Raw genomic sequence first — 21026 nt, forward strand, 5'->3', positions numbered from 1 at the left:
GAACTTATAAAATTAGATATCCGGACATTCAATCACTGAAAACTGCCAAAAACTTGGTTCATCCCCCATCAGTCATCACCCTTGTTGATCCGGATAGCTCGAATGCGATTGCGATCGCTCATCGGCTAGACTTTACTGATCAGGCGTCCGAAGTCCCGACGCATAGGCATAGCAAGGGGCAACTGATTGTAGCCTCCTACGGCGCGGTTACCTGCACCGCTGCTGGTGATGTGTGGATCGTTCCACCAAATTGCGGGATCTGGATTCCAAGCGGGGTGATGCACAGCGCGAGAGCAACCGAGAACGCTCGGGTCGATTATCTGTTTGTTGCAAGGGATGCCAGCCGTCTTCCTGACCATTGCTGCGCATTAGAGATAACGCCGATGATCCGAACGATGATCGATCGTTTGGCCGCCGAACGGGACGAGTATTCCCCTGACAGCCACGCCGCACGAATAGCGCGAGTGATGCTTGACGAACTCGCTACGATGCCACAACAGCGGCTCAATTTGCCCGTTTCAGACCACATAAAAATCCGCGCGATCGCCGACGCTTTGACGGCGAACCCGGCAGATCGGAGTACTTTGGCCGAATGGGCTGGGCGTATCGCGATGAGCGAACGATCGCTGGCAAGGCTGATGATCCGTGAGACCGGACTAACATTCGGTCGGTGGCGTCAACAACTGCACTTGGTTGTCGCACTCCGTGAATTGGTGAGCGGCACAAGTGTGCAGCGCGTATCTATCGCGCTTGGCTATGAGTCAGTAAATGCTTTCATCACAATGTTCCGCAAATCGGTCGGCTACACGCCCTCCCGTTACCTGCCCAACCTGCAGGATCGATCACGACCGGACACATGCAAAGTCTCCGGAACGTCGGACAAGCGTATGCGCATGGAATAGGTGGAGGGATCGAAGAACCGTTGGTTGATGGAGCTGGCTGGTGATTTAGGGCTTTGTCATTCTGACTGACGGTTTCCGGGGTGACTTTTGGTCTGCGCTTTGGGCAGATCGGGCGCTGTTTCCTCCGGGATGGCTACGCGCTCGCGTTCAGTCTTTCGAGGAAGAGGAAGCGGCGCATGTTGTAGACGATATTGGCCAGACCGATCCTCATGGTGGCCCGGGTGATGCCCATGGTCCGGACGAACAGACCCGTCTGCGATTTCTGATCGGCAAAGACATGCTCGACACGCGACCGGATCACCGACTTCCCTGCGTTGGACCGCTGGATGTGGCGGGGCATGGGCTTGAGATGCGGCTTTTTCCTGTGAACCTTCGAGACGAAGCCCTCCTTGTCCATGAAGGCCTCATTGGCTTTGGAGCGATACGTCGTGTCTGCCCAGACGCCTGAGGCCGTATTGGTTTTATCCAACAGCCCCTCTCTTAATCGCGCGCCATCACTGGCGGCGGCATCCGTCGCTTTCCATTTTCGGATGAACCGGAACTTCCGGTCGATGGAGACGTGGGATTTGTAGCCAAAGAATGGGATGGCGAGATCACTCGACGGCATGGTTCCATCGTCCTGCCGCTTCGCTTTCGTGAACTTCAGCGTCCAGCGCGCATGCCTGTCCTTATGGGACAGCTTTGCCGGCTTGTCTTCCCAGCCTTCGGGGATCCGCCCTGCCCGAAAATCGGCCTTCTCCGCATTGGTATTGCGCTGCCTGAGCGCTGCCGCCAGCGTGGCATCCAGGATCTGGCCGGACATCGGCAAATACCCAGCGTTGCGCAGGGTAGCATCAAACCGGTCAAACAGTGTTTGGATGGCGCCCGCCTCGGTCAGATGCTCGCGAAACAGCCAGATTGTTTTGGCATCGGGTACCCGATCCGATAACGCCAGACCCAGGAAACGCATGAAGGACAGACGGTCGTTGATCAGATACTTCGTCCGTTCATCGGAGAGATTGTTCAGTGTCTGGATAACCAGTATTTTGAACATCAGCACCGGATCGAACGGCGGACGCCCGCCCTTGCTCCCGTCCGAGTAAGCCAGAGCCTTCTTCAGATCAGGGCGGAACGCCTCGAAATCCACAGTCCGGGAAAGCGCTTCGAGCTGGTCACCAAGCCCGCTCAACCGCGCAAGCCGCTCCTCAACATCAAAGAAACCCGGCTGCTTCATCAGCCACCCCCCCAACATCACAGCTGGGATAGAATCACACCAGCAGCCCCAGACCACAGGGGTTTTTCGAACCCTCCACTGGGTTTCTTCTGCCGCCTAAACGCAGGCATTGGGCCGAACAACGTACGTGACATGTCCTGCTGAGAACCCTGGTAGAAACAGGGCCGACCGACCACTGGCAGCATCGCAATCCTGATATTCGCGGGGCACGGGGGCAAACAGGAAGGCTCACAGGACAGATTTTTGCTAAAACCTGATTTGGGTTTACTAAAAATGTCATTCCAAATACGTAATCTGGGGTCGTCCTTTCGGCTTTGTACCTGCTGGCGGGTATGTCTCGGACTATAAAGCCGTGAGTGCCCCAGTGTTCCCTTTAGATCTCAACTCGTAGTGTATGCGGGCTGGCAGATGCTATGGGAGCCACAGCGTCTGCCTGAACCTACTGATCCAGGGGATACCCCCGGTCACTCCATAACGCAAAGGCCGTAGAAGCGCTTCTGCAAACAGGCTTGCAACGCTACGGGACCGAAATCGTATTGGGCGGATGTACGTGGGTCCCAAGCAACTGCCCCGTATCGCGATTTGCTACGACATGTCCGCCTAGTCCTTGAAACGTTTCCGCAATATCGCCGCCGTAAGGCTTTGGATCAACTCTTTCTATGAGCAAGGCCTAGACAAATAGAGAGTGTTCAGCCTGTAGCGCTTTTACCAACGCGTCTATGTCAGACGGGCTGCTATAAAGCCCGGGAGTCACGCGAATCACGGGTCCCTTGGCAATGCCGCCGCGCCAGACTGTATGAACGTTGTGTTTCTGCAGCAGTACGCGCTGCAAATGTAGTGCATCGGCCTCTGTCGTCATGCCTTTGAGACGAAAGCTAGTGATTGTGCAATAGCGGGCGGGATCTGCGGGTACACATATTTCGACATTTCGAAGGTCTGCCACAGCATCGACCCATCCATCACGTAGTGCTCGCAAATGTGCTTCCTTCGCCGCAGCTCCTACAGCAAAATGGAAATCAACTGCCTTGGGGATCGTCAGTATGGCCGCAAAATTGATCGTCCCTGCAGGCACACGTGCCTGTATTTTGCTAACTGGAATATGATGGTTGTCGTAAGCAACGTCTATGTCCTCAAGTCGGCTAGAACGGATATACATCGCTCCTGTCCCTAAGGGCGCTGACGTCCATTTGTGCACGGACCATCCAGCAAAATCGGCGCCAATATCCTCAATCTTGAAATCAAGGCAGGCGATGCCGTGCGCTACGTCCACCACGGTATCCACGCCACGTTCCCGTGCCATGGCTACAATTTCCTTGACCGGCGTCACCAAGCCTGTCCGGTTAGAAACCTGTGTCACAAGCAGAAGCTTCGCATTGGGTGTGCGTTCTAGCACATCATGATAAGCTTGCAGTATATTGGCTGTCGTCGCGGGTTCCGGCATTGCAAAGCGCACGACCTTTGCACCACGATGCGTACCGAGCCAGTTCATCGCATCGATCATCGCATCGTAATCCAGGTCACAATAGATCACAGCTTCACCAGCTTTTAGCAGGCGATAATTAACTATGAGCAATTGTAAAGCGTCTGACCCACTGCGTGTGACGGCGATTTCTTCGGGTGAGCAGCCAACCTGTCTCGCGATTGCCGCCTGAGCTTCCTGTCCGCCTCCTGCCAGGCACGAGCCGCTTGGAAGCACGTTGCGTGCCCATATAGAGTTATCGCGGTTCACCATAGTGATCTGTCGTGAGTATTCCGCAGCTATCGTACGCGGCATAACTCCCCAATAGCCATTCTCCAGATTATGGATGTCCCGGTTCACGTCGTAATGAAACGGAAGCTGCGAAACAGGGATCGAGCCAGGCACAAGGGCGGCCTCTTGCGGATGGTACGGAGCTGCAACGGAGCTTGATGCCAGCAACGCTGGAGCACCTGTAGCGAAGGATTTAAGCAGGAAACGACGGTTGGGAGAGGTAGTCATGACGTTGTCCCTAGGTAAAATTAAAGAGTAAAAAAGAAACTAGTGCTGATTTTATAAATATAACTTATGATCTATCTATCTATAATATTACGATTTTCCATTCGAAGATTTGATATATTCAATTATAAATATGATACGGGTATCAAAAACAGAATATGGTTCTTTCTCATGTCTTGTATCTCAGCTGCTGGGCCGGCGGTCTGCATTCGCTCACATTTGTATAGGTCAGATCATCATCCAAATCCGGGTTTGAGCACTTATAATCCGAGTTCTCAACAGAAGCATCCGAATGGATTTGAAGGTAAGAGGCGAAACCTTTTTCGCAAGTTATATCCTCGACTGTATCAGAAATAACTCCCACCTACGATTACTTTTGATGTGATATTAGTTCATTTTTTATTTTCGGACAGGCTTATCCTTCGACTGACCCAGCGCGCCCAGATGAGCATTAGGACGACTGACAGCGCAGCAGTCAAACCAACTGCCGTGAAGCCAATATCTCCAATCTCTATCTGAACGCCAAGGGCTTCTAGTAACGCGAATAGTGCCATCCCGTATGATAAAGTCACAATAAGCCAACCTACAATCTGACGGTAGCGTTGGACTCCGGCTCCCCCATCGCGTGTCGTCCTGAGTAATTGGCTGACGATTTGACTATCGCATGTATCGGCGAGCAACATACCAAACGTAAATGCGAGGGTGATTGAAGCCGTTGCGAGGATTCCTCCATGTGTAGTCGCGGCTGCACCCCATGCAGCAGCTTGGGTTGCCGTGTCGAAGACCAATCCAAAGATAACTCCAATCAACATTACGGCGGCCGGATGGGTGCTGCTACGCAGCGGAGCTGGTAACAACCGTGAGCGCCAGCCGACTGGAACGTACTCTCTGCGACGCAGGAGCGCGACAACATTGAGTGTGCCGACCAAAGTCAGAAGCGCGATCACCATGGCGTCGATGACGCCCCCTATCCAGCTTGGTAACGCGATCCAAACCGACAGGACCGAAACACCCAATACGACGGCTGCAACGGCGAGGCCGTGCCCGAACGCAAACAGAGTTCCAGCCCATCCGGACAGGCGCGGACGTATCTCGACCATGCGAAACACTATATTATCGATCACGGCGACATGATCAGGGTCGAGCCCATGCCGTACACCTAGCACGAACATCAGGCTCAGTGCTGGCAGCGTGGTGTCGATCAAAGAGCGATCTCCGGCACGAGGTTGCATTGCGCTCGGGAGATGAGACAAAGCTGCATGTTCATTTGTATCGGCATCGCCCCTGCGATCACCGGTGAAACGACGACTAAGATCGCACCGGTAGCGGGCACTTGAACCCATAATCGTTATGTTATAACGTAACATTAGTTCCTTCCATCGCTAAGGTCAATCGCCTGGCAGGCCAGCCGGCTGACGCTGTGATTGCGCATCACGAAAGACCAAAATCTTGTATCGACGAGGCAATGAAGCAGCAGTGCTGATTAAGCCCAAATTCCCCCACTTGTTTGTAAGGTATGGCGTGAAAGCGAGGAGATTGATTGCCAGTACCGGTCTTTCTCTGGCATCGCTGAGCATCGCGACAGCAGCGGCGCAGCCTTTGCGACCTGCAAACATGTCACTATCTCACAGACGACCTGCCACCGCTCGCCCGGTTTCTGTAGCACGGGATGCGCAATCGTTAGCTCCCCCTTCGCCTGCTCAGGACGAGACAATCGAGACAGTGGGGCGTCATCAGCGTTTGCGCGCCACGGTGGCTGTAGGTGGTCGCCTCGGGCTGTCGCTGCAGCACAGCCCGGCAACGATAGACATCATCCAGCGCTCGGTGATGCTCGAGCGCGGCTACACCCACGCGGAAGATGCGGCAGACAGCGCGCCTGGCGTCAGTTCGGGAGGATCTCCAGGTAATCCGGCGCAGCTTCTGATGCGCGGCTTCACCGGCGATCAGATCCTGATGCTGCGCGACGGCATCTACTACGGCCCGACGACGACGGTGAACCGCCCCCAGAACACGTTCAACCTTGAGAGCCTTCAGATCATCAAGGGGCCATCCTCGGTCATCTACGGCCAGGGGGCGGTCGGCGGCACGGTGGACATGACGACGCGCGATCCAGCGCTGGATGCAGCGCACGCAAACGCCCTGGTGTCCTACGGCAGCTTCAACACCTGGAACGCCGGCATCGGTGGCTCGCTGCCGCTGACGAAGACGCTGGCGATCCGCGCCGATTTCAGCCGCACGTCGTCGGACGGTTACGTCAAGGGTGCCGACCCCCATAGCAACGACCTGACGGTTGCCCTGCTCTGGAAGCCGAGCAATACATTCACCGCGCGCCTAGGCATGGACTACCTGACCGATCAGCTCTCAACCTATTACGGCACGCCGCTGGTGCCGACGGCACAGACGGGGCCCCCGGCGCACGGATTGCTGCAGTCCACGCAGGGGCTGGGAGTCGCAAGAGCCTCTCTGTGGCGTTACTACAACGTGCGCGATCCGCGCGCGGCCAGCACCAATGCGACACCGACACTGCGCCTGTCCTGGCAGCCGCGTTCCGATATGGCGTTCACCAACAAATCCTATTTCGTTTACGCCAAGCGGCGCTGGGACAACGCGGAAGCCTACACCTACATAGGCGGGCCGGGTAGCGCGGATGCATCTGGCAATCCGATCGCGCCGGGCAGGATCGGCCGCGATCGGTTCTATGTCTATCAAAACCAGCATCAGGTGGGCGACACGCTCTACGGCCAGTTCGACCAGCATCTGGGATCAATCCGAAACCGTGTTGTAGTGGGCGGAGATGCGTATTATATCCGCTTCATCCGCAACCGAGGCTTTCCGGATGCGAGCTATGCCGACAGCGTTTCGCTCGTCAGCCCCGAGGGTGGGGCGCTGGGCGCCTTTTCTGGTGAGTTACCGTATCGCAAATCGCCTACGACACTGCGGGACGCTGCCGTCTTCTTCGAAGACGTGTTGACGTTTCACGACAATCTGCGCCTTGTCAGCGGCTATCGCTACGACTGGCTCTATCTGGACCGGCAGAATTATGCGCAGAACGGCGCCTTCCTGCCCGGTAGTAGTTTCACGGGGCACTATAACCCGAGCAACTTTCGTATCGGCCCTGTCTGGGATCTGGCGCCCAATCTGAGCCTTTACGGCACATTCACCACGGCCGAAGACCCACCAGGCTCCAGCCTGTTTCTGGCCAATCGCGGTCAGTTCACGCGGCTCGCTCGCACACGCCAAGGCGAGATCGGTCTCAAAGGCAGCTTCTGGCAGGACCGAGTGACAACGACGCTCGCACTGTATGAAATCCGCCGCAGCCACATCCTGGTGGCTACCGGCCCTGACACGGTTGCTCAAGGCGGCGCACAGGTCTCGCGCGGCATCGAATTGCAAAGCGACCTGACTCCCATGCACAACTTCAGGATTTCTGGTAACGTCGCCTACACCTATTCGCGCTATCGCAACTTCTTTCCCTATGCGGGCGTGAACGCGTCAAACAATCAGGTGCCGGACGTCCCGTCCGTCACGACCAATCTATGGGGGACCTGGAGCCACGTCGCGGGGCTGCCCGCTGACCTTGGTGCAGGCCTGCGCTATGTCTCGCAGCGAAAGGGGGACTATGCCAATACCCTGACGCTGGATCGCTATGCGCTGGCCAACGTCTTCGCGGCCTGGCACTTTCAGAAGCACGTCACTGTCTATGGTCGGATCGATAATCTGGCGAACAAACATTACATTCAGTGGGCCGATGTCAGCTATCCGAGCGAAGTGCTCCTCGGCGCGCCGCGATCCTTCTCCATCAGCGTGCAGGCCGGCTTCTGACATGAGCGCCTCCATTCCTCGCGAGGAGGCGCTTGCCGCAGCGAGGAAGGCTCCAACCACCGGTCGGACGGCGCGATCATGCCCCCGTGTACCACGCTGGTTCGCGCTGCTGCATCGCTGGCTCGGGATCGGCATGTGCCTGTTCTTCGCCATGTGGTTCACGAGCGGCATCGTCATGATGTTTGTGCCCTATCCATCGCTGGATCCGGCGGCGCGTTATCGTGGTGTCCCTGCGCTCGACATGCGGATGGTCCGACTGGCGCCCGGGGATGCATTGACACGGTTGGGACTGCACAATCAGACAATAGAGCGTTTGATATTGCTTCCAAGACCTGTTGGTGAAGCATCCCGTCACACAGCTATGGATCACCCGACCTATGTCATCTGGTCGTTACATAACAGAGCGCGAGTGATCGACGCCGCGACCGGCGCCATATTGCCTCTACTTGAGGCCGATGGGGCGCGGTTTCAGGCGGAACGGTTTGCGGGCGGTATGGCGCGCACTGTGAACGGCCCGTGTGGGGACGATCAATGGACTGTCGCCCAAGGCTACGACCCCTATCGCCCGCTTTGGCGCGTCGATCTCGCGGACAGCGCGGGCAGCGAAGTTTACGTCTCGGCCATCTCTGGCGAGATCGTTCTGGCCACGACCCGGATGGAACGTATTGCCAATTATGCTGGCTCTGTCGCGCACTGGATCTATCCAACGTTACTGCGACGTTATCCAGGCTTTTGGGCGAATACTGTATGGTGCCTATCAGGGATCGGCGTCGTGCTCGCGCTCAGCGGCATGGTCCTCGGTATTCTGCGCAGCATGATCTCGTTGCGCAACATGCGTCGGCCACGGCTCAGCCCGTTTCTTAGGACCCACCGACTGCACCATCTGCTTGGTCTGTCCGCTGGCCTGTTCCTGACCACCTGGATCGTCAGCGGATGGCTATCAGTGGATCACGGACTGATTTTCCCAACCGGGCAACCGGATGCGGATCAGAGCAAGGCTTATCAGGGAAGATCCTTGGAAGCGGCGGTTGGCGAGATTGCGATCTCGGCGCTGAACCGGATAGCCGGTCCTTCAGCACTTCGCTTTACCTCGGTTGGCGGGATGACCATTGTAGAAGGGAGCGATGCGAGCGGCATACGTACTACATGGAATGCGCATGGAGATCGTCTCGCATTTGTACCTGACGTAACACTTCTTCATGCCGCCGCCGCAGCCTGGCCATTAGCACGTCCAACGCGTGTAGATGCAATCAGCCCAGACGACCTTTATGGACATCTGATCTATCAGGGCCTACCGGAGGGTGCCGTGCGGATGCGCTTGGGCAACATCCATGGACTGCCTGGCAGCACGTGGGTCGACGTGGACCGCACAAGTGGTGCGTTGCTGGATGTGATGGACTGGCGGCGTCGGCTGTATCGTTGGCTGTTCAACGGGTTGCATACGTTCGATGTGCCGGGACTGAGCCATCACGGCGTTCTTCGCCGACTCATCATGGCGCCTATTCTGCTGGCCGGGCTGGCTTTGAGCGTTACGGGTATAATTATTGGCATGAAGCGACTACGCGTCCAGCCCCGTAGGCTGCGCTGATAGACGAGCTACTGGGTTTACCTGAGGCCTGGTTCGTGTGATGCCGGTTGGACGAGAAGCGAATCGACAAGATATGGCATGAGGTTATCTGACGGATTGGGAATCTCACACGATTCAATCTGCGCGGAAAACGCTCTAACACTACTTTGGCAGAAAACATTGGGAAGGGATTCCCTTGACGCCCGATCGCTGATTGATAGGAAACCGGATATGATGAGGGCTGGCGATGGACGGGGATTGGCGAGCGGATCTGGATGCATGGCTTGACCCCAGTTAACGTGACATCACCGCATCTCTTCCACAAGGCGAAAGCTCAAAGGGAAGCGGAAATATAGCCTTACCGCATGAGCGATCAGCTCAAGAGAAAATCGGTGCCGTTTGTAGCTCAAACTGGACGCGCTCATCGACCGCTTTTACCATGCCGCAGTTAATGTGACAGTGCCCCTGCCGTTTCGCGCCCATTTCACCTACTTCCGATAATAAAGATTATTGGCGGTACGTCGACATATTGGGAGGCGATTCCAAGGATCTCTGTCTGGAATGGGGGGGGCGAGCCGTCGGTCCGCTTTCAGGAGGCAATGGGTCGTAGCTGCCGTCCCGATTGGAATCGTTCATCGGGGAAGTCGAAGCTTTCCTGAAACTCATTCGCAGCGCCCTTGCGGGAACGCTGCTCGCCTGACGTTACTGCCAGTCCTGCAACCATCCCGCACCGGCAAGAAGGTGTATGGCCTCCCTAATCCGATCCGGAGCAGCGGTTTCGAGCGCTGCTACGTCCTCACCCATCAGGGCGCGCATCTGGTGCGGCGCGAACACAAGGTCGATTAACTTCGCCGCCAGCGGAAGCGCACGCGCCAAGGTGTCGGGTAATACGTCTTGCTGGCCGATAATGGCAGCGGCGACCCGAAGCATTCCGCCTTCGCGTCCGATCCTGTCGGCGAGGCGGGCCAGTTCGGGCATCCTGTGCGCCGTCGACATTACGACGCGCATCAGGGCGATTACCTCGGGCCGAAGCGAGTGCGACAGGATCGATTGCCCCGCCACCATCAGCCGCGCCTCCAGCGGAAGATGCCATGGCACGTCGGTCGCCGGGGCGAGGCCGCGATCGACATTATCCCGGATGACGGCGGCGAACAGTTCCTCCTTATTGGCATAGCGCGCATAGATGCTTGCCTTGCCCGCTCCAGCCAGCGCCGCGACCTGATCGCAACTGGTCGCGTCAAACCCACGATCGAGGAACAGGCTCGTTGCAGCGTTAAGGATGCGGCGGTCGACCTCTCCGGCCTGCGTGGCCGGTGGACGCCCACCATAACGGCGTGGCCTCTTGCCTGAGGTCGAAGGGAGGATCGTTGACGTCATTCCCATCAGATAGAGCCAACTGCTGTCAATGTGAACTAGACGGACACGTTCAGTTTATATAGATGGTTGGATATGACCAACATCCTCATAGCCGGTGCGGCCGGCGACCTGGGCTATCGCATCAGCACCGCGCTCGTCCGACGCGGTGCGGCGGTATCAGCGCTTATCCGGAAAGGATCGCCACCAGACCGGCTGGCGAAGATCCGCTCGATCGGTGCTACGCCGGTCGAGATCGATTTCGAGGACGCCACGGCGCTGCGCGAGGTCTGCCATGGGGCTGGCTGCGTCGTCTCGGCGCTGAATGGACTGGAACCCACCATCATCGGTGCGCAGGGACGACTGCTGGATGCGGCGGTAGCGGCGGGCGTGCCTCGCTTCATGCCGTCCGATTTCTCGCTAGATTTCACGAAGACGCGCCCTGGCGACAACCGCAACATGGACCTGCGCCGCACCTTCATGGCGCGCGTGGATGCGGCGCCGATCCGCGCCACATCGATCCTGAATGGCGCGTTCGGCGAGCTGCTGACCGGTGAGGCCCCGATCGTCCTGCACAAGCTGCGCCGTATCCTATGCTGGGGTGATCCCGACCAGCTACTCGACTTCACCACCAAAGACGACGTGGCGGACTATGCCGCCGATGCGGCACTCGACGGGCAAGCGCCTCGCTTCCTGCGGATCGCGGGCGACGTGGTGTCGCCCAATGACCTCGCCGCGCTGATGTCCAGACTCAACGGGCGGCGCTGGCGAACATTGCGACCAGGCGGCCTTGGCCTGCTTGGGGGCCTGATCCGCATCACACGCGCGTTGTCGCCAGCGACCGACGTGCCATTTCCGGCCTGGCAGGGGATGCAATACATCCGCGATATGTCGAGCGGGCGCGGCAAGCTGACGCCGCTTGACAACGATCGCTACGGCAAGGCCGCCTGGACGCGCGTCGCCGACATTCTTGCGCTCACCATCTGACAGGCCGTTCGGAGCCACGCCATGACCGATGCCGTCGAGCCGTTCCACCTCGCCGTTCCGCAAGCCGATCTGGATGACCTGGCGCAGCGCCTAACCGACATTCGTTGGCCGGATCCGGGGACGATAGACGATACCAGCCAGGGGCCGCCGCTCATCAAGGTCCGTACGATGGTCGAGCGCTGGCGCGACGGCTATGATTGGCGGGCGTGCGAGGCGCTGCTGAACGGCTGGGGCCAGTACCGCACCACCATCGACGGCCTCGGCATTCATTTCCTGCATATTCGCTCGCCCGAACCCGACGCGCTGCCATTGCTGGTGACGCATGGCTGGCCGGGATCGGTGCTGGAGTTCCGCGATGTGATCGCCCCGCTGACCGATCCTGTGGCGCACGGCGGTGAGGCGTCCGACGCCTTCCACCTCGTCATCCCGACGCTGCCGGGCTTCGGCTTCTCAGACAAGCCGACCGCACCTGGCTGGAATATCGGCCGGATCGCGGGCGCCTGGGTGACGCTGATGAGGCGGCTCGGCTACAATCGCTGGGCGGCGCAGGGTGGCGATTGGGGCGCGGGCGTCACCACGACGCTCGGTTACATGATGCCTCCTGGACTTATCGGCATTCACCTTAACATGGTGTTGTTCCAGCCGACCGACGATGAACGCGCCGGTGCTGATGACGCAGAGCAACGCATGCTCGCGGACGCTCAGCGTTACGATCAGGAATATGCCGGCTATTACAAGCTTCAGAACACGCGACCACAATCCGTCGCCTTCGCGCTCGCGGATTCGCCCGTGGGCCTTGCAGCCTGGGTCTACGCGCTGTTTCAGGACGTGTCGGATAGTGGCGGCGATCCAGAAAAGGTTTTCTCGCTCGACGCCATGCTGGACGACATCATGATGTATTGGCTTCCCAACGCCGGGCCGAGTTCGGCGCGCCTCTATTGGGAGACGGCACAGGCCATGCGAAAGGGCGGATTTTCGACTTCGCCGATGGCGACGCCGGCCGGTATCAGCATGTTCCCCGGCGAACAGGTCCGCTTGTCACGGCGTTGGGCGGAGTCCCGCTTCGCCAACCTGGTCCACTTCGGCGAGCCGGACCGCGGTGGGCACTTCGCCGCGCTGGAGCAGCCGGTACTATTCGTGGGCGAGGTACGCCAGACGTTCCGCTCCCTGCGCTGATCCCCCGTCCCCCAGGCGATTGTTGATCGGGAAAGCGAACCGCACCGGAATCGACAGAGATCAGTTCTCACAGAAGCATGTTGCCACGTCCGCTTTTCGGAGAGGTCATACCACGCTTTGGCGTCTGTGAGGCAGGCGATAGCGGGATAACCGTTCAGATTGAGCAGTGTCGCTGCCGAACCGGATAAGCCGCCATTTGACCATCTTCGGACATGAACAGGGCATCCTCGGCGATGGCCTGCGCGATAAGGAGATGATCGAACGGGTCGCGATGATGCTGCGGGAGCGCCATCAGACCCTGAAGATGGGCGGAATTGATCGCGAGCCAAGTAAACCCGTCCCGTTCAACGGCTTTCAGTATTTGATCCAGATTCCCCTCCAGCTTGCCGATGCGTATTTTTACCGCGATCTCCCACAGCGAAACGACGCTAACAAGGATATCGTGCGCCGGGTCGGCAATCAGATCCCGCGCTTCTGGCCCCAGGCGGTCACTGTCCACCAGCCACCAAAGTAGGGCGTGGGTATCAAGGAGGATCTTCATAGAGGCTGATCGACGCTTTCGAGCATGTCGGTCGGCGTCTGGTCAAAATCGTCGGCCACGCGCAGATGGGCGCGCAGGGAGCCCGGAACCCGCCGAGCCCGCAGGGCCGGGCCCGGCGGCCGCAATTCGGCAACAACCTCGTCATGGGACGTGACGAGGATGACCTGTCCCTGACGGACCTGACGCAGATACGTCGTTAGATTGCCACGGAACTCCCGTACGCCGATTTTCTGCGGTTCGTGACTGACAGCATGGACCATGGATACTCTCCTTTGTGTTATCATATCCTGTACACAAATGGAGCGCATCCATTATCTCGGCATCCCCCTACAGGTCGGTCGCCTCGGAAAGTGCAAGTGCGTCCTCCACGTCGACGCCGAGATAACGTACCGTGCTGTCGAGTTTGGTGTGGCAGAGCAAAATCTGGATTGCCCGGATATTCCCGGTACGCTTGTAAATCAGCGCCACCTTGGTCCGCCGCAGCGAATGCGTGCCATACTCGCCCGCCGACAAGCCAACCGCGGTGACCCATTCGTCGAGCAGGCGTGCGTATTGGCGTGTGCTGAGATGCGCCGAAGCACCCAGGCGGCTGGGAAAGACGAAATCGGTCAGCGTCCCACCGTGATGGTCGAGCGAAATCTTGATGCTTTCTCGGGTTGTCTGGGTGATCTCGAACTGCACCGGGCGCCCCGTCTTTTTCTGAACGCTCAAGGCACGATGACGAACCTGACCGCTGGCGACGATATCGTTGATTTTAAGGGCGACCAGATCGTAGTCGCGCAGTTTACTGTCTATTGCCAGATCGAACAGGGCACGGTCACGGATCCGTTCTTCACGGGCGAGATGAAAGCGGATTGCCCAGACATGCTTCTCTTTAAGCGGACGCTTGGCGCCGACAAAGCGCCCTGCATTCCATGGAAGTGCGGCGCGGAGCGTAGGATGGGGGAAGGACGTGGGCTGTGGCCTGACAGATCTCCAGACGCTGCGGATTGCAGCATCAGGATCAAGCGAGATTAGCGATCGGCTACATCCGGTTTCGGAAACGACGGAAAGCGCTTTCTGCGTCTGCGAAGAGGCGGAAGCTGCCAGCCGGTTGGAGCACATTGGATAAGAGCGACGAGCCTCCGAGGCACGCTTTCCAGCCCGTCCTCCGCCCATCACACCTACTTCCGACAATAAGAAAAACCGGAAGTAGAAAAAGTGGCGGAAGACCGGCAATTTTTGGCGTTCTAGAATCTTATCTCGCTATGCCTTATCGCCTGATCCGAAACATCAGGCTCGAGAAGTTTTCCATGAAGGCCGCAGGCCGCAAAACCGTAGCGGGCAAGCCTGGTAAGGCACTGTGCCGCTCGATGATCAGTTTTCTCTGGAAACGGAGCACGCCGCACCGCCACTCCACCCCACCCGAAGAGCACTGAAGGACAGAGGTAATAAGCTGGTGAGGCTCCACCGTCACGATCTGGCGAGTGACAGAACGGCAAGCCCTCTGCTGGCAGCTTCATTTTGAGGCATATGCAGCGTGCCACCGCTCACTCGAGCTTTCGCGCCTTTAGCCACCAGATAAATTCATCAAGCCAGTAATCGCTTGTCGTCCCCTGCGGGGCAAGGCTAAAGCCATGTCCCCCATGCCCGTAGATATGAAGCTCCGCATCGACCCCGGCCCGACGCCACGCCGTATAGATCTGCACGGCGTCCATTGGCAGCAGTGGGTCGTCGCTGGCCGCGGCGATGAAAGCCGGGGAGGCGTCTGAGGGGATTGGTCCACGAAGTCCGCCATACAGGATGCCAACGAATGCAGGACGCGTTTCTTTGGCACCTATCGACAGATCGACAGCAAGAAACGCCCCTGTCGAGAAACCCAGGAAGCCAATCCGTACAGGATCGATCCCCCAGTCCCTGGCATGCGCTTTCACGAGGAATATTGCTCGTCGCGCATCCTCCAGAGCGTGCGCCTCCCCCGCAAAGGGAGGAACGGGTTCCGTCGAAGCCTCCTTGGCGCGCTTCGTGATCGCCTGCATCTCCCGCAGATGAGTAGCGGGCATGTGCATGCCGGTATCAGGGCTCCTTATCGTGCGATATTTAAGAACCAGTGCGGTATAGCCCCGTTCGGCCAGGGCACGTGCAATGTCGACGCCTCCCTGCTGGTAATCGATCCCGACAAATCCCCCACCTGGAGCGACAATCACTGCCGTTCCGTTCGCGTGATTTTTGCCAGGTCTGAACAGCTCGAGAGTGGGCTCACTGACGTTGAAGACGATCGAGTCTGCCATGCCGTCAACCCGGGCAACAGTTTCCGGCACGCCAAGCGTCGGCAATTCGCCTTTACTGTAGAGAGAATATACCTGGCGATCCCCGGCTGCGGGCGTATGGGCAACGCCCAGGGCACAAGGCGAGAAGATTGAGAGTAATGCTGCAGAAACGAGAAAACGGATCTTCCTCATCACAGCCGGACCTTAAGCGTAACATATGCCGATAGCGGCTGGAGCGGGGCGATGACAGGATTGCCCATGTAAGAATAGGGATCCCACGCTTTGCGATTGCCTAGATTTACGATCGAGATACCAAGAGTATATCGATCGAAGGAATAGGCTGCTTGCGCATCGAACACCGCATAGCCGGGAACAGCGATCGTATTGGGCAGTGTCAGCTGGCGGGAGGTATAGGCCGTCATACCTGCGCCGAAGGACAGACCTTTGGCCCATCCGTGGAGGAGGCGGTACCGGGCAGCAACACGGCCGCTGTTCTTGGGAACGCGGGCAATCCGGTCCCCAGGAGAGACGCCGTTGTCACGTGTGTCGGTAAAGGCGTAGTTCGCAAGAACCGAAAAGGCCGGGCTTGGCTCCCAGATAAGGTCGGCCTCGAAACCACGCGCGCGTTGACTCCCGCTTTGCACGTAGTAGCCGACATTGGTCATGTCCGGCACGGCCACGTTGTCATGTGTCTGATGAAACAGGGCCAGAGTGCCTGAAAGACCCGTGCCGGGTAAGGCAAGCTTGAGACCAGCTTCTACGTTACGGGATTTTTCCGGTTTGGGAGGTTGCAATCCAAGAAAACCGAACGCTGCGCGAAATGCAGTCGAGTAGCCGGCATAAAGAGCAAGGCCATGCACAATGTCAAAGGTACCCCCGATGCGGGGCGAAACATGGTAATAAGTCTTGTTGTTTGAGACACCAAAGTCGGTTGCCTCCTGGAACTTCAGCGTCGTGAAGCGCAATCCGCCCGTGATATGCAGGCGCCCGTAGCTCGCCTGGTCCTGAACATAGACTGCGTAGGTCTTGTAATGATCATCCGTATAGGAATTGACCGGTAGCTGCGCCACGTAATGCAGGTCATAAACCGGGTGGGCAAGATCAATCGTGCCCAATGGAGTATCGCTCACACCAAATCCCATGGCACTGTAAAAGCTGGTCCAATCGTAATTAAGGCCGCCGAGAAGCTGATGTGTCCCACCCAGCATGTGCAGCTTCGCCGACAGATTGGCATCCAGCGTCGCTTCCTTGACCCGGTTATGCATGAGGATAGGGGAGACGTCATATACGGTCGGTGCGGAGGGGTCTGTGGGAAAGATGTCCGGATCAACGAAGCTCCCATATTCATGGACTGTGTTGCTGTAATAGCGCCCCGTGACTGTGAGTTTGACTGTGTCCGAAAACGCATGGTGCAGCGCCACGAAAGCAGAACGATTGATGTTCTTGGTTAGGGGCTGACCGAGGGGAGAGCCGGGGAAGGCATAGCGATCCAGCTTGCCGGCCAAGGCCATATCCGCTGGGAGACCTGAATATTCGAGGTTGCGTCTGTCGTTATACTGACCGCGCAGCACCAGGTCGGTTTTTGAGTCGATCCGATAGAGGAGGCTGGGCTGCAATGAAAAACGCGCGCCATGAACGCGATCGATATAGCTCTTGTCGCTGAGATACTCGCCCGCGAGACGAAACGACACTCTGGAAGAAAGCCTGAGATTGATATCTCCAGATGGGTTGAGTGTAGTGTAGCTTCCCCCGCGCATCGCGACGTATCCGCCAGTCTTGTCACTTGGCAGCTCGGACTCAATGTTGATGACGCCACCAAGAGGCGTCCCCAGGCCACCACCATACAACGTGGCATTGGGCCCTTTCAGGACATCGATACGGTCGACGCCGACCAGCGCCGTTGGGGCGAAAGCCTGCTGATTGCCTGCAAACAGGGGCAGCCCGTCGAGATAGACCTCCGCGGGGAAGCCGCGAATGATCGGCGGGATGAACAGAATGCCATCTGTCCGTGTGGGGGTTATGCCAGAGACATTCACGAGTGCCGCGCTCAGGGAGTGACTGTCCTGCTCCTGTATCAGCGTACGCGTAATGACCTGAACGGACTGAGGCACCTGTATGAGCGGCGTATTGGTACGCGTCGCCGCTGATGATATCGGCGCGGCATAGGTTTGACGCTGTCCGGTCACAGTTATTGTTTCGCCAGACCAGTTCGAGGTCGGCGTTTGTTCGGCCGTGTTATCCTGTTTCTTGCGGAGAACAGTTTTGGCCGGCTGATTTATGGCCTGATCGGATGCGAAGGCGGATGGGTAACATGTAAGAGCGGCAAATGCGCAGCCGCAAGCAAGCTTCCATGCATTGGCTGCACGGATAGATGATATGTCCACGGGGGGAATTCCGGATCCAGGATACTGGGCACGACAACACGGTGACTCAGCGCATCGGAGGCACTGAATTCAAAGTGTCGTAGCTGAAGGCAGGATCAGAAGCCCAGGGGCGGGCCGGTAGGCGGCGGTAATCCGGCAAGGCGCAGGACGGGCGGTGCACGCGACGGAGGCAGAACATAGGCCGCCTGATAGAGCAATGCGACAATCAGCAGAACAATGATAACCGGGCCAAGGATAACGCTTGCCAGATGAAGCAGGGGGCATAATGCACAATAGCCCCCGTCATGGTGATGATGACGGTCGGGGGATCCTGATGGCGCGTCGGTCATGCCCAACATGTCCATGCCCGGCATATCGTCACAGGCTGACATGGCTTGCCCGTCGTCCGGATGGAAGCCAATGTCGAGACCGGTCAGACGCTCAAGGGTTTGACGGGGCATCTCGCCCTGCCGAGCCTGGCTCTGTATCGTCAGTTGCCCAAGCAAACCGACAAGTATGAGCAGGACAAGGAATCCTCTCAGCCATATACTCGGCGACCTGTCAGTCCGGTGGGTACTGCGATATGCCAAATGCCTGCTTCGTCGGGCTGAGGTTTGAGACGCCAAAAAACACCGCTCTGGGCATCTTGTAAAGAAAAGGATTGCTCCGCTTGCATTCGAGCGTTGCTAGTGTCTGCTGCGTGCGTCAGCGGACAAAAGCAGTTCACATTGCGGCAGTCCTTTGAAAAGGGTTCTTTCGATCTCATTCAGTGCCGTTTTCGGCGCATCCACCCTACTTCCGATAATCAAAAGAATCGGAAGTAGGAAAATGGCGCAAAACCGCTAATTTCCGCCTATCGGCAATCTTATCTCGCTATGCCTCATCGCTCGATCCGATCAGCAGACTACCACAGGCGTTCGCGGCTATCCTACGCGCGTTGCAGCGCCCAGTCCTCGAGCGTCAGCAATACCGGGTACTCGTGCCGCAGAGCAGGGATATCAGCCTTGAAGCCGTCTCGGGCGATCCACTCGAACATTAGGCGAAAGTCCTCGGGCAGGCGCTTTCGCATGACAGAGGGGATCGTAAAGCTGTGGCAAGGCCGTATCCCGGCATCCTTCAAAATTGATGCAGCGGAGCGGCCCGTCACGCTGTCGCCTGCAAGCTCAATGGCCCGACCAAGGTACTGATCAGGTTTCTCGAACGCCTCTGCAGCGAACCAGGCGACGTCCTGCACCGAGACAAGCTGCATGGCCTGATTCCGCCTCAGATAGGTCTTCATCATGGAGAGCATGGTGATCCGAAAGATCATGCTCGAAAAGTTTTCCATGAATGCCGCCGGACGCAAAATTGTAGAGGGTAAGTCAAGGGACGCTATGTGCTGCTCGATCGCCCATTTGCTCTCGAAATGCGGCACGCCGCTCCGTCGCTCTACCCCGCCTGCGGAGCATTGCACGAAGTGCCTCACACCACTCTCCTTGGCAACCCTGGCAAGCGTCTTCCCCTGTCGCTCTTCGCCGACTGGACCGATCTTCATGGGCGACTGGACAGATAAAACGCCCTCAGCCCCATCAAGCGCCAATCGAAGGGAGTGATCGTCGTCTAGATCGCCGAGAACGAGCTCAACTCCATATTTTGCGAGAGCGACTGCTTTTGGCGCCTTCAGATCCCGAACAAGCGCGCGAATGTGCCAAAGCCCTCGACGTTGCATCTCGCGGATCGTGGCCCCGCCTTGCTGTTCGGTTGCGCCCGTAATCAGAATCACTGGTTTTGACATCTCGGCCCCCTTACTGAAGAGGCACGATAAGCCGTTCCCGTTGGACAGGGCAGATGCGGCATCGTAGACGTCTTGTTCCATATCTGGAACACGAGCCCATGAACTCAGATGATCTCGGCAGCTTTCTGCGCATCGCAGAGACCATGAGCCTCAGCGCGGCCTCGCGCGCCACGGGAACGCCTAAATCATCGCTCAGCCGGGCATTGTTCCGTCTGGAGAGGGAAATCGGGGCAAAGCTGTTCGAGCGCGGCCCGCATGCCCTCAGACTGACCGAGGCCGGGCGCATACTCCTGATCCACGCAAGACACGTCATGGACGATCTGAATGAGGCTACCGCGGCCCTCGATGGGGTGACGGGGCAACCTCGAGGCGTCCTAAAAATCTGCGCAGCAACGACATTCGCAATCGGGCTGGTGGCGCCGATGCTGCCGCATTTTCTGCGAGACTACCCTGATCTGCGCGTTCATCTTGAGGCCGAGAACCGGATCGTCGATCTGGCGAGGGAGGATGTCGACGTGGCAATCCGGATAGGGGCAATGGCTGACTCTGACCTGCTCGCCAGCAAGCTGGGCAGGATCGAATTATGGCCCTGCGCCAGCCCGTCCTATCTCATGGAAAGAGGTACGCCCCAAACGCCGCAGGACCTGGCCAATCATGAGTTGCTTGGGTGGACCGATCAACCGTCGATCTGGCGTTTTAAAGATAGCTCGAACCGCGAGCATTGCGTGCCCGTCGCTGTTCGATCCGTCATCCCGGAGCCCGCCGTCCTGCAGGTCGTCCTCGAGAACCGGGGAGGGGTCGGACGTTTGCCTGCCTTCTTGGCAAGCCCCTCAATCGAGGAGGGGCGGCTTGTGAGACTGCTCCCCGATTATGAAGCGGAGACGGTGGAGGTACATGCGGTCTACGCAGCGCATCGGAGCTTATCTTCAAAGGTTCGGGTATTTATTGATGCTTTGCGCGCGCACCTGGGCGCGATTTGAGTCCCACGCCAGGGCAACAGCATGATGACTGTCGGCCCTTGGTGAAGGTTATTTTCATAGATTTCAGGCTGCGTTGCTCTCACTCTCGCCGCATAATCGTCGTCTACTGGGGAGAAGTCTGACG

17 protein-coding genes and 1 pseudogene are annotated in these 21026 nt (G+C 58.0%); 6 read left to right on the plus strand and 12 right to left on the minus strand.

The genetic code is table 11. The features are described from left to right. The first annotated feature begins 53 nt into the window (after positions 1–53). Complete coding sequence (locus NF685_RS00480) at positions 54–902, plus strand: AraC family transcriptional regulator (protein ID WP_031240908.1); 849 nt, start codon at positions 54–56, stop codon at positions 900–902. Positions 903–1035: 133 nt separating this feature from the next. Here the strand turns inward: NF685_RS00480 and NF685_RS00485 are convergent, their stop codons facing one another. From NF685_RS00485 to NF685_RS00495, 3 genes are all read right to left on the minus strand, one after another. Next, a complete protein-coding gene (locus tag NF685_RS00485) occupies positions 1036–2118 on the minus strand; it encodes an IS5 family transposase (protein ID WP_252848464.1) in 1083 nt (360 codons plus the stop codon). A gap of 667 nt (positions 2119–2785) precedes the next feature. Then, positions 2786–4093 carry an aminotransferase class V-fold PLP-dependent enzyme gene (locus NF685_RS00490; protein ID WP_031240907.1) on the minus strand — a complete coding sequence of 436 codons (1308 nt, stop codon included), beginning with the start codon at positions 4091–4093 and terminating at the stop codon, positions 2786–2788. A 389-nt stretch (positions 4094–4482) separates the two neighbouring features. Further along, positions 4483–5295: a HoxN/HupN/NixA family nickel/cobalt transporter gene (locus NF685_RS00495; protein WP_031240906.1), complete on the minus strand. Its 813-nt coding sequence runs from the start codon at positions 5293–5295 to the stop codon at positions 4483–4485. A 535-nt stretch (positions 5296–5830) separates the two neighbouring features. Here NF685_RS00495 and NF685_RS00500 point away from each other — a divergent pair. Together NF685_RS00500 and NF685_RS00505 are read left to right on the plus strand one after the other, a co-directional pair. Then, on the plus strand, positions 5831–7912 hold the full coding sequence (locus tag NF685_RS00500) for a TonB-dependent receptor (RefSeq protein ID WP_235075466.1): 2082 nt from the start codon (positions 5831–5833) through the stop codon (positions 7910–7912). Between the two features lies 1 nt (position 7913). Further along, positions 7914–9500: a PepSY domain-containing protein gene (locus NF685_RS00505; RefSeq protein WP_023978896.1), complete on the plus strand. Its 1587-nt coding sequence runs from the start codon at positions 7914–7916 to the stop codon at positions 9498–9500. Between the two features lie 290 nt (positions 9501–9790). Here NF685_RS00505 and NF685_RS00510 read toward each other — a convergent pair. Beyond that, a pseudogene (locus NF685_RS00510) lies at positions 9791–9904 on the minus strand (IS6 family transposase); the annotation flags it as partial. Between the two features lie 277 nt (positions 9905–10181). Then, positions 10182–10856 (minus strand): TetR/AcrR family transcriptional regulator, encoded by a 675-nt coding sequence (locus NF685_RS00515; protein WP_023978895.1) that lies wholly within the window; start codon positions 10854–10856, stop codon positions 10182–10184. 72 nt (positions 10857–10928) lie between these two features. On the opposite strand from NF685_RS00515, the gene NF685_RS00520 reads away from it, so the two are divergent. Beyond that, positions 10929–11819, plus strand: coding sequence for an NmrA family NAD(P)-binding protein (locus NF685_RS00520; RefSeq protein ID WP_222546378.1), 891 nt, complete (start codon positions 10929–10931; stop codon positions 11817–11819). Between the two features lie 21 nt (positions 11820–11840). Then, the gene (locus tag NF685_RS00525) at positions 11841–12995 is read left to right on the plus strand and encodes an epoxide hydrolase family protein (protein ID WP_023978893.1); all 1155 of its coding nucleotides are present in this window, start codon (positions 11841–11843) and stop codon (positions 12993–12995) included. A gap of 154 nt (positions 12996–13149) precedes the next feature. Here NF685_RS00525 and NF685_RS00530 read toward each other — a convergent pair whose 3' ends face one another. The 7 genes from NF685_RS00530 to NF685_RS00560 all read right to left on the minus strand — a co-directional run bounded on the left by NF685_RS00530 (position 13150) and on the right by NF685_RS00560 (position 19922). Beyond that, positions 13150–13536, minus strand: a complete 387-nt coding sequence (locus NF685_RS00530) for a type II toxin-antitoxin system VapC family toxin (RefSeq protein ID WP_023978892.1) — start codon at positions 13534–13536, stop codon at positions 13150–13152. Further along, entirely contained in the window at positions 13533–13796 is a 264-nt protein-coding gene (locus NF685_RS00535) for a type II toxin-antitoxin system Phd/YefM family antitoxin (protein ID WP_023978891.1), read from the minus strand. The genes NF685_RS00530 and NF685_RS00535 overlap by 4 nt, the downstream gene beginning before the upstream one ends. A gap of 67 nt (positions 13797–13863) precedes the next feature. After that, positions 13864–14640 carry a tyrosine-type recombinase/integrase gene (locus NF685_RS00540; RefSeq protein WP_252848187.1) on the minus strand — a complete coding sequence of 259 codons (777 nt, stop codon included), beginning with the start codon at positions 14638–14640 and terminating at the stop codon, positions 13864–13866. 425 nt (positions 14641–15065) lie between these two features. Next, positions 15066–15977, minus strand: a complete 912-nt coding sequence (locus NF685_RS00545; RefSeq protein WP_023978889.1) for an alpha/beta hydrolase — start codon at positions 15975–15977, stop codon at positions 15066–15068. Then, positions 15977–17971, minus strand: a complete 1995-nt coding sequence (locus NF685_RS00550; RefSeq protein WP_161630843.1) for a TonB-dependent siderophore receptor — start codon at positions 17969–17971, stop codon at positions 15977–15979. The genes NF685_RS00545 and NF685_RS00550 overlap by 1 nt, the downstream gene beginning before the upstream one ends. A gap of 293 nt (positions 17972–18264) precedes the next feature. Then, positions 18265–18609 (minus strand): DUF2946 family protein, encoded by a 345-nt coding sequence (locus NF685_RS00555; RefSeq protein ID WP_023978887.1) that lies wholly within the window; start codon positions 18607–18609, stop codon positions 18265–18267. Between the two features lie 467 nt (positions 18610–19076). Continuing rightward, entirely contained in the window at positions 19077–19922 is an 846-nt protein-coding gene (locus NF685_RS00560) for an NmrA/HSCARG family protein (RefSeq protein ID WP_035443861.1), read from the minus strand. A gap of 98 nt (positions 19923–20020) precedes the next feature. On the opposite strand from NF685_RS00560, the gene NF685_RS00565 reads away from it, so the two are divergent. Beyond that, positions 20021–20902 (plus strand): LysR family transcriptional regulator, encoded by an 882-nt coding sequence (locus tag NF685_RS00565; protein WP_252848188.1) that lies wholly within the window; start codon positions 20021–20023, stop codon positions 20900–20902. The last annotated feature ends 124 nt before the right edge of the window (positions 20903–21026 follow it).

It is taken from the genome of Asaia lannensis NBRC 102526, assembly GCF_024054035.1.
Lineage (GTDB): Bacteria > Pseudomonadota > Alphaproteobacteria > Acetobacterales > Acetobacteraceae > Asaia > Asaia lannensis.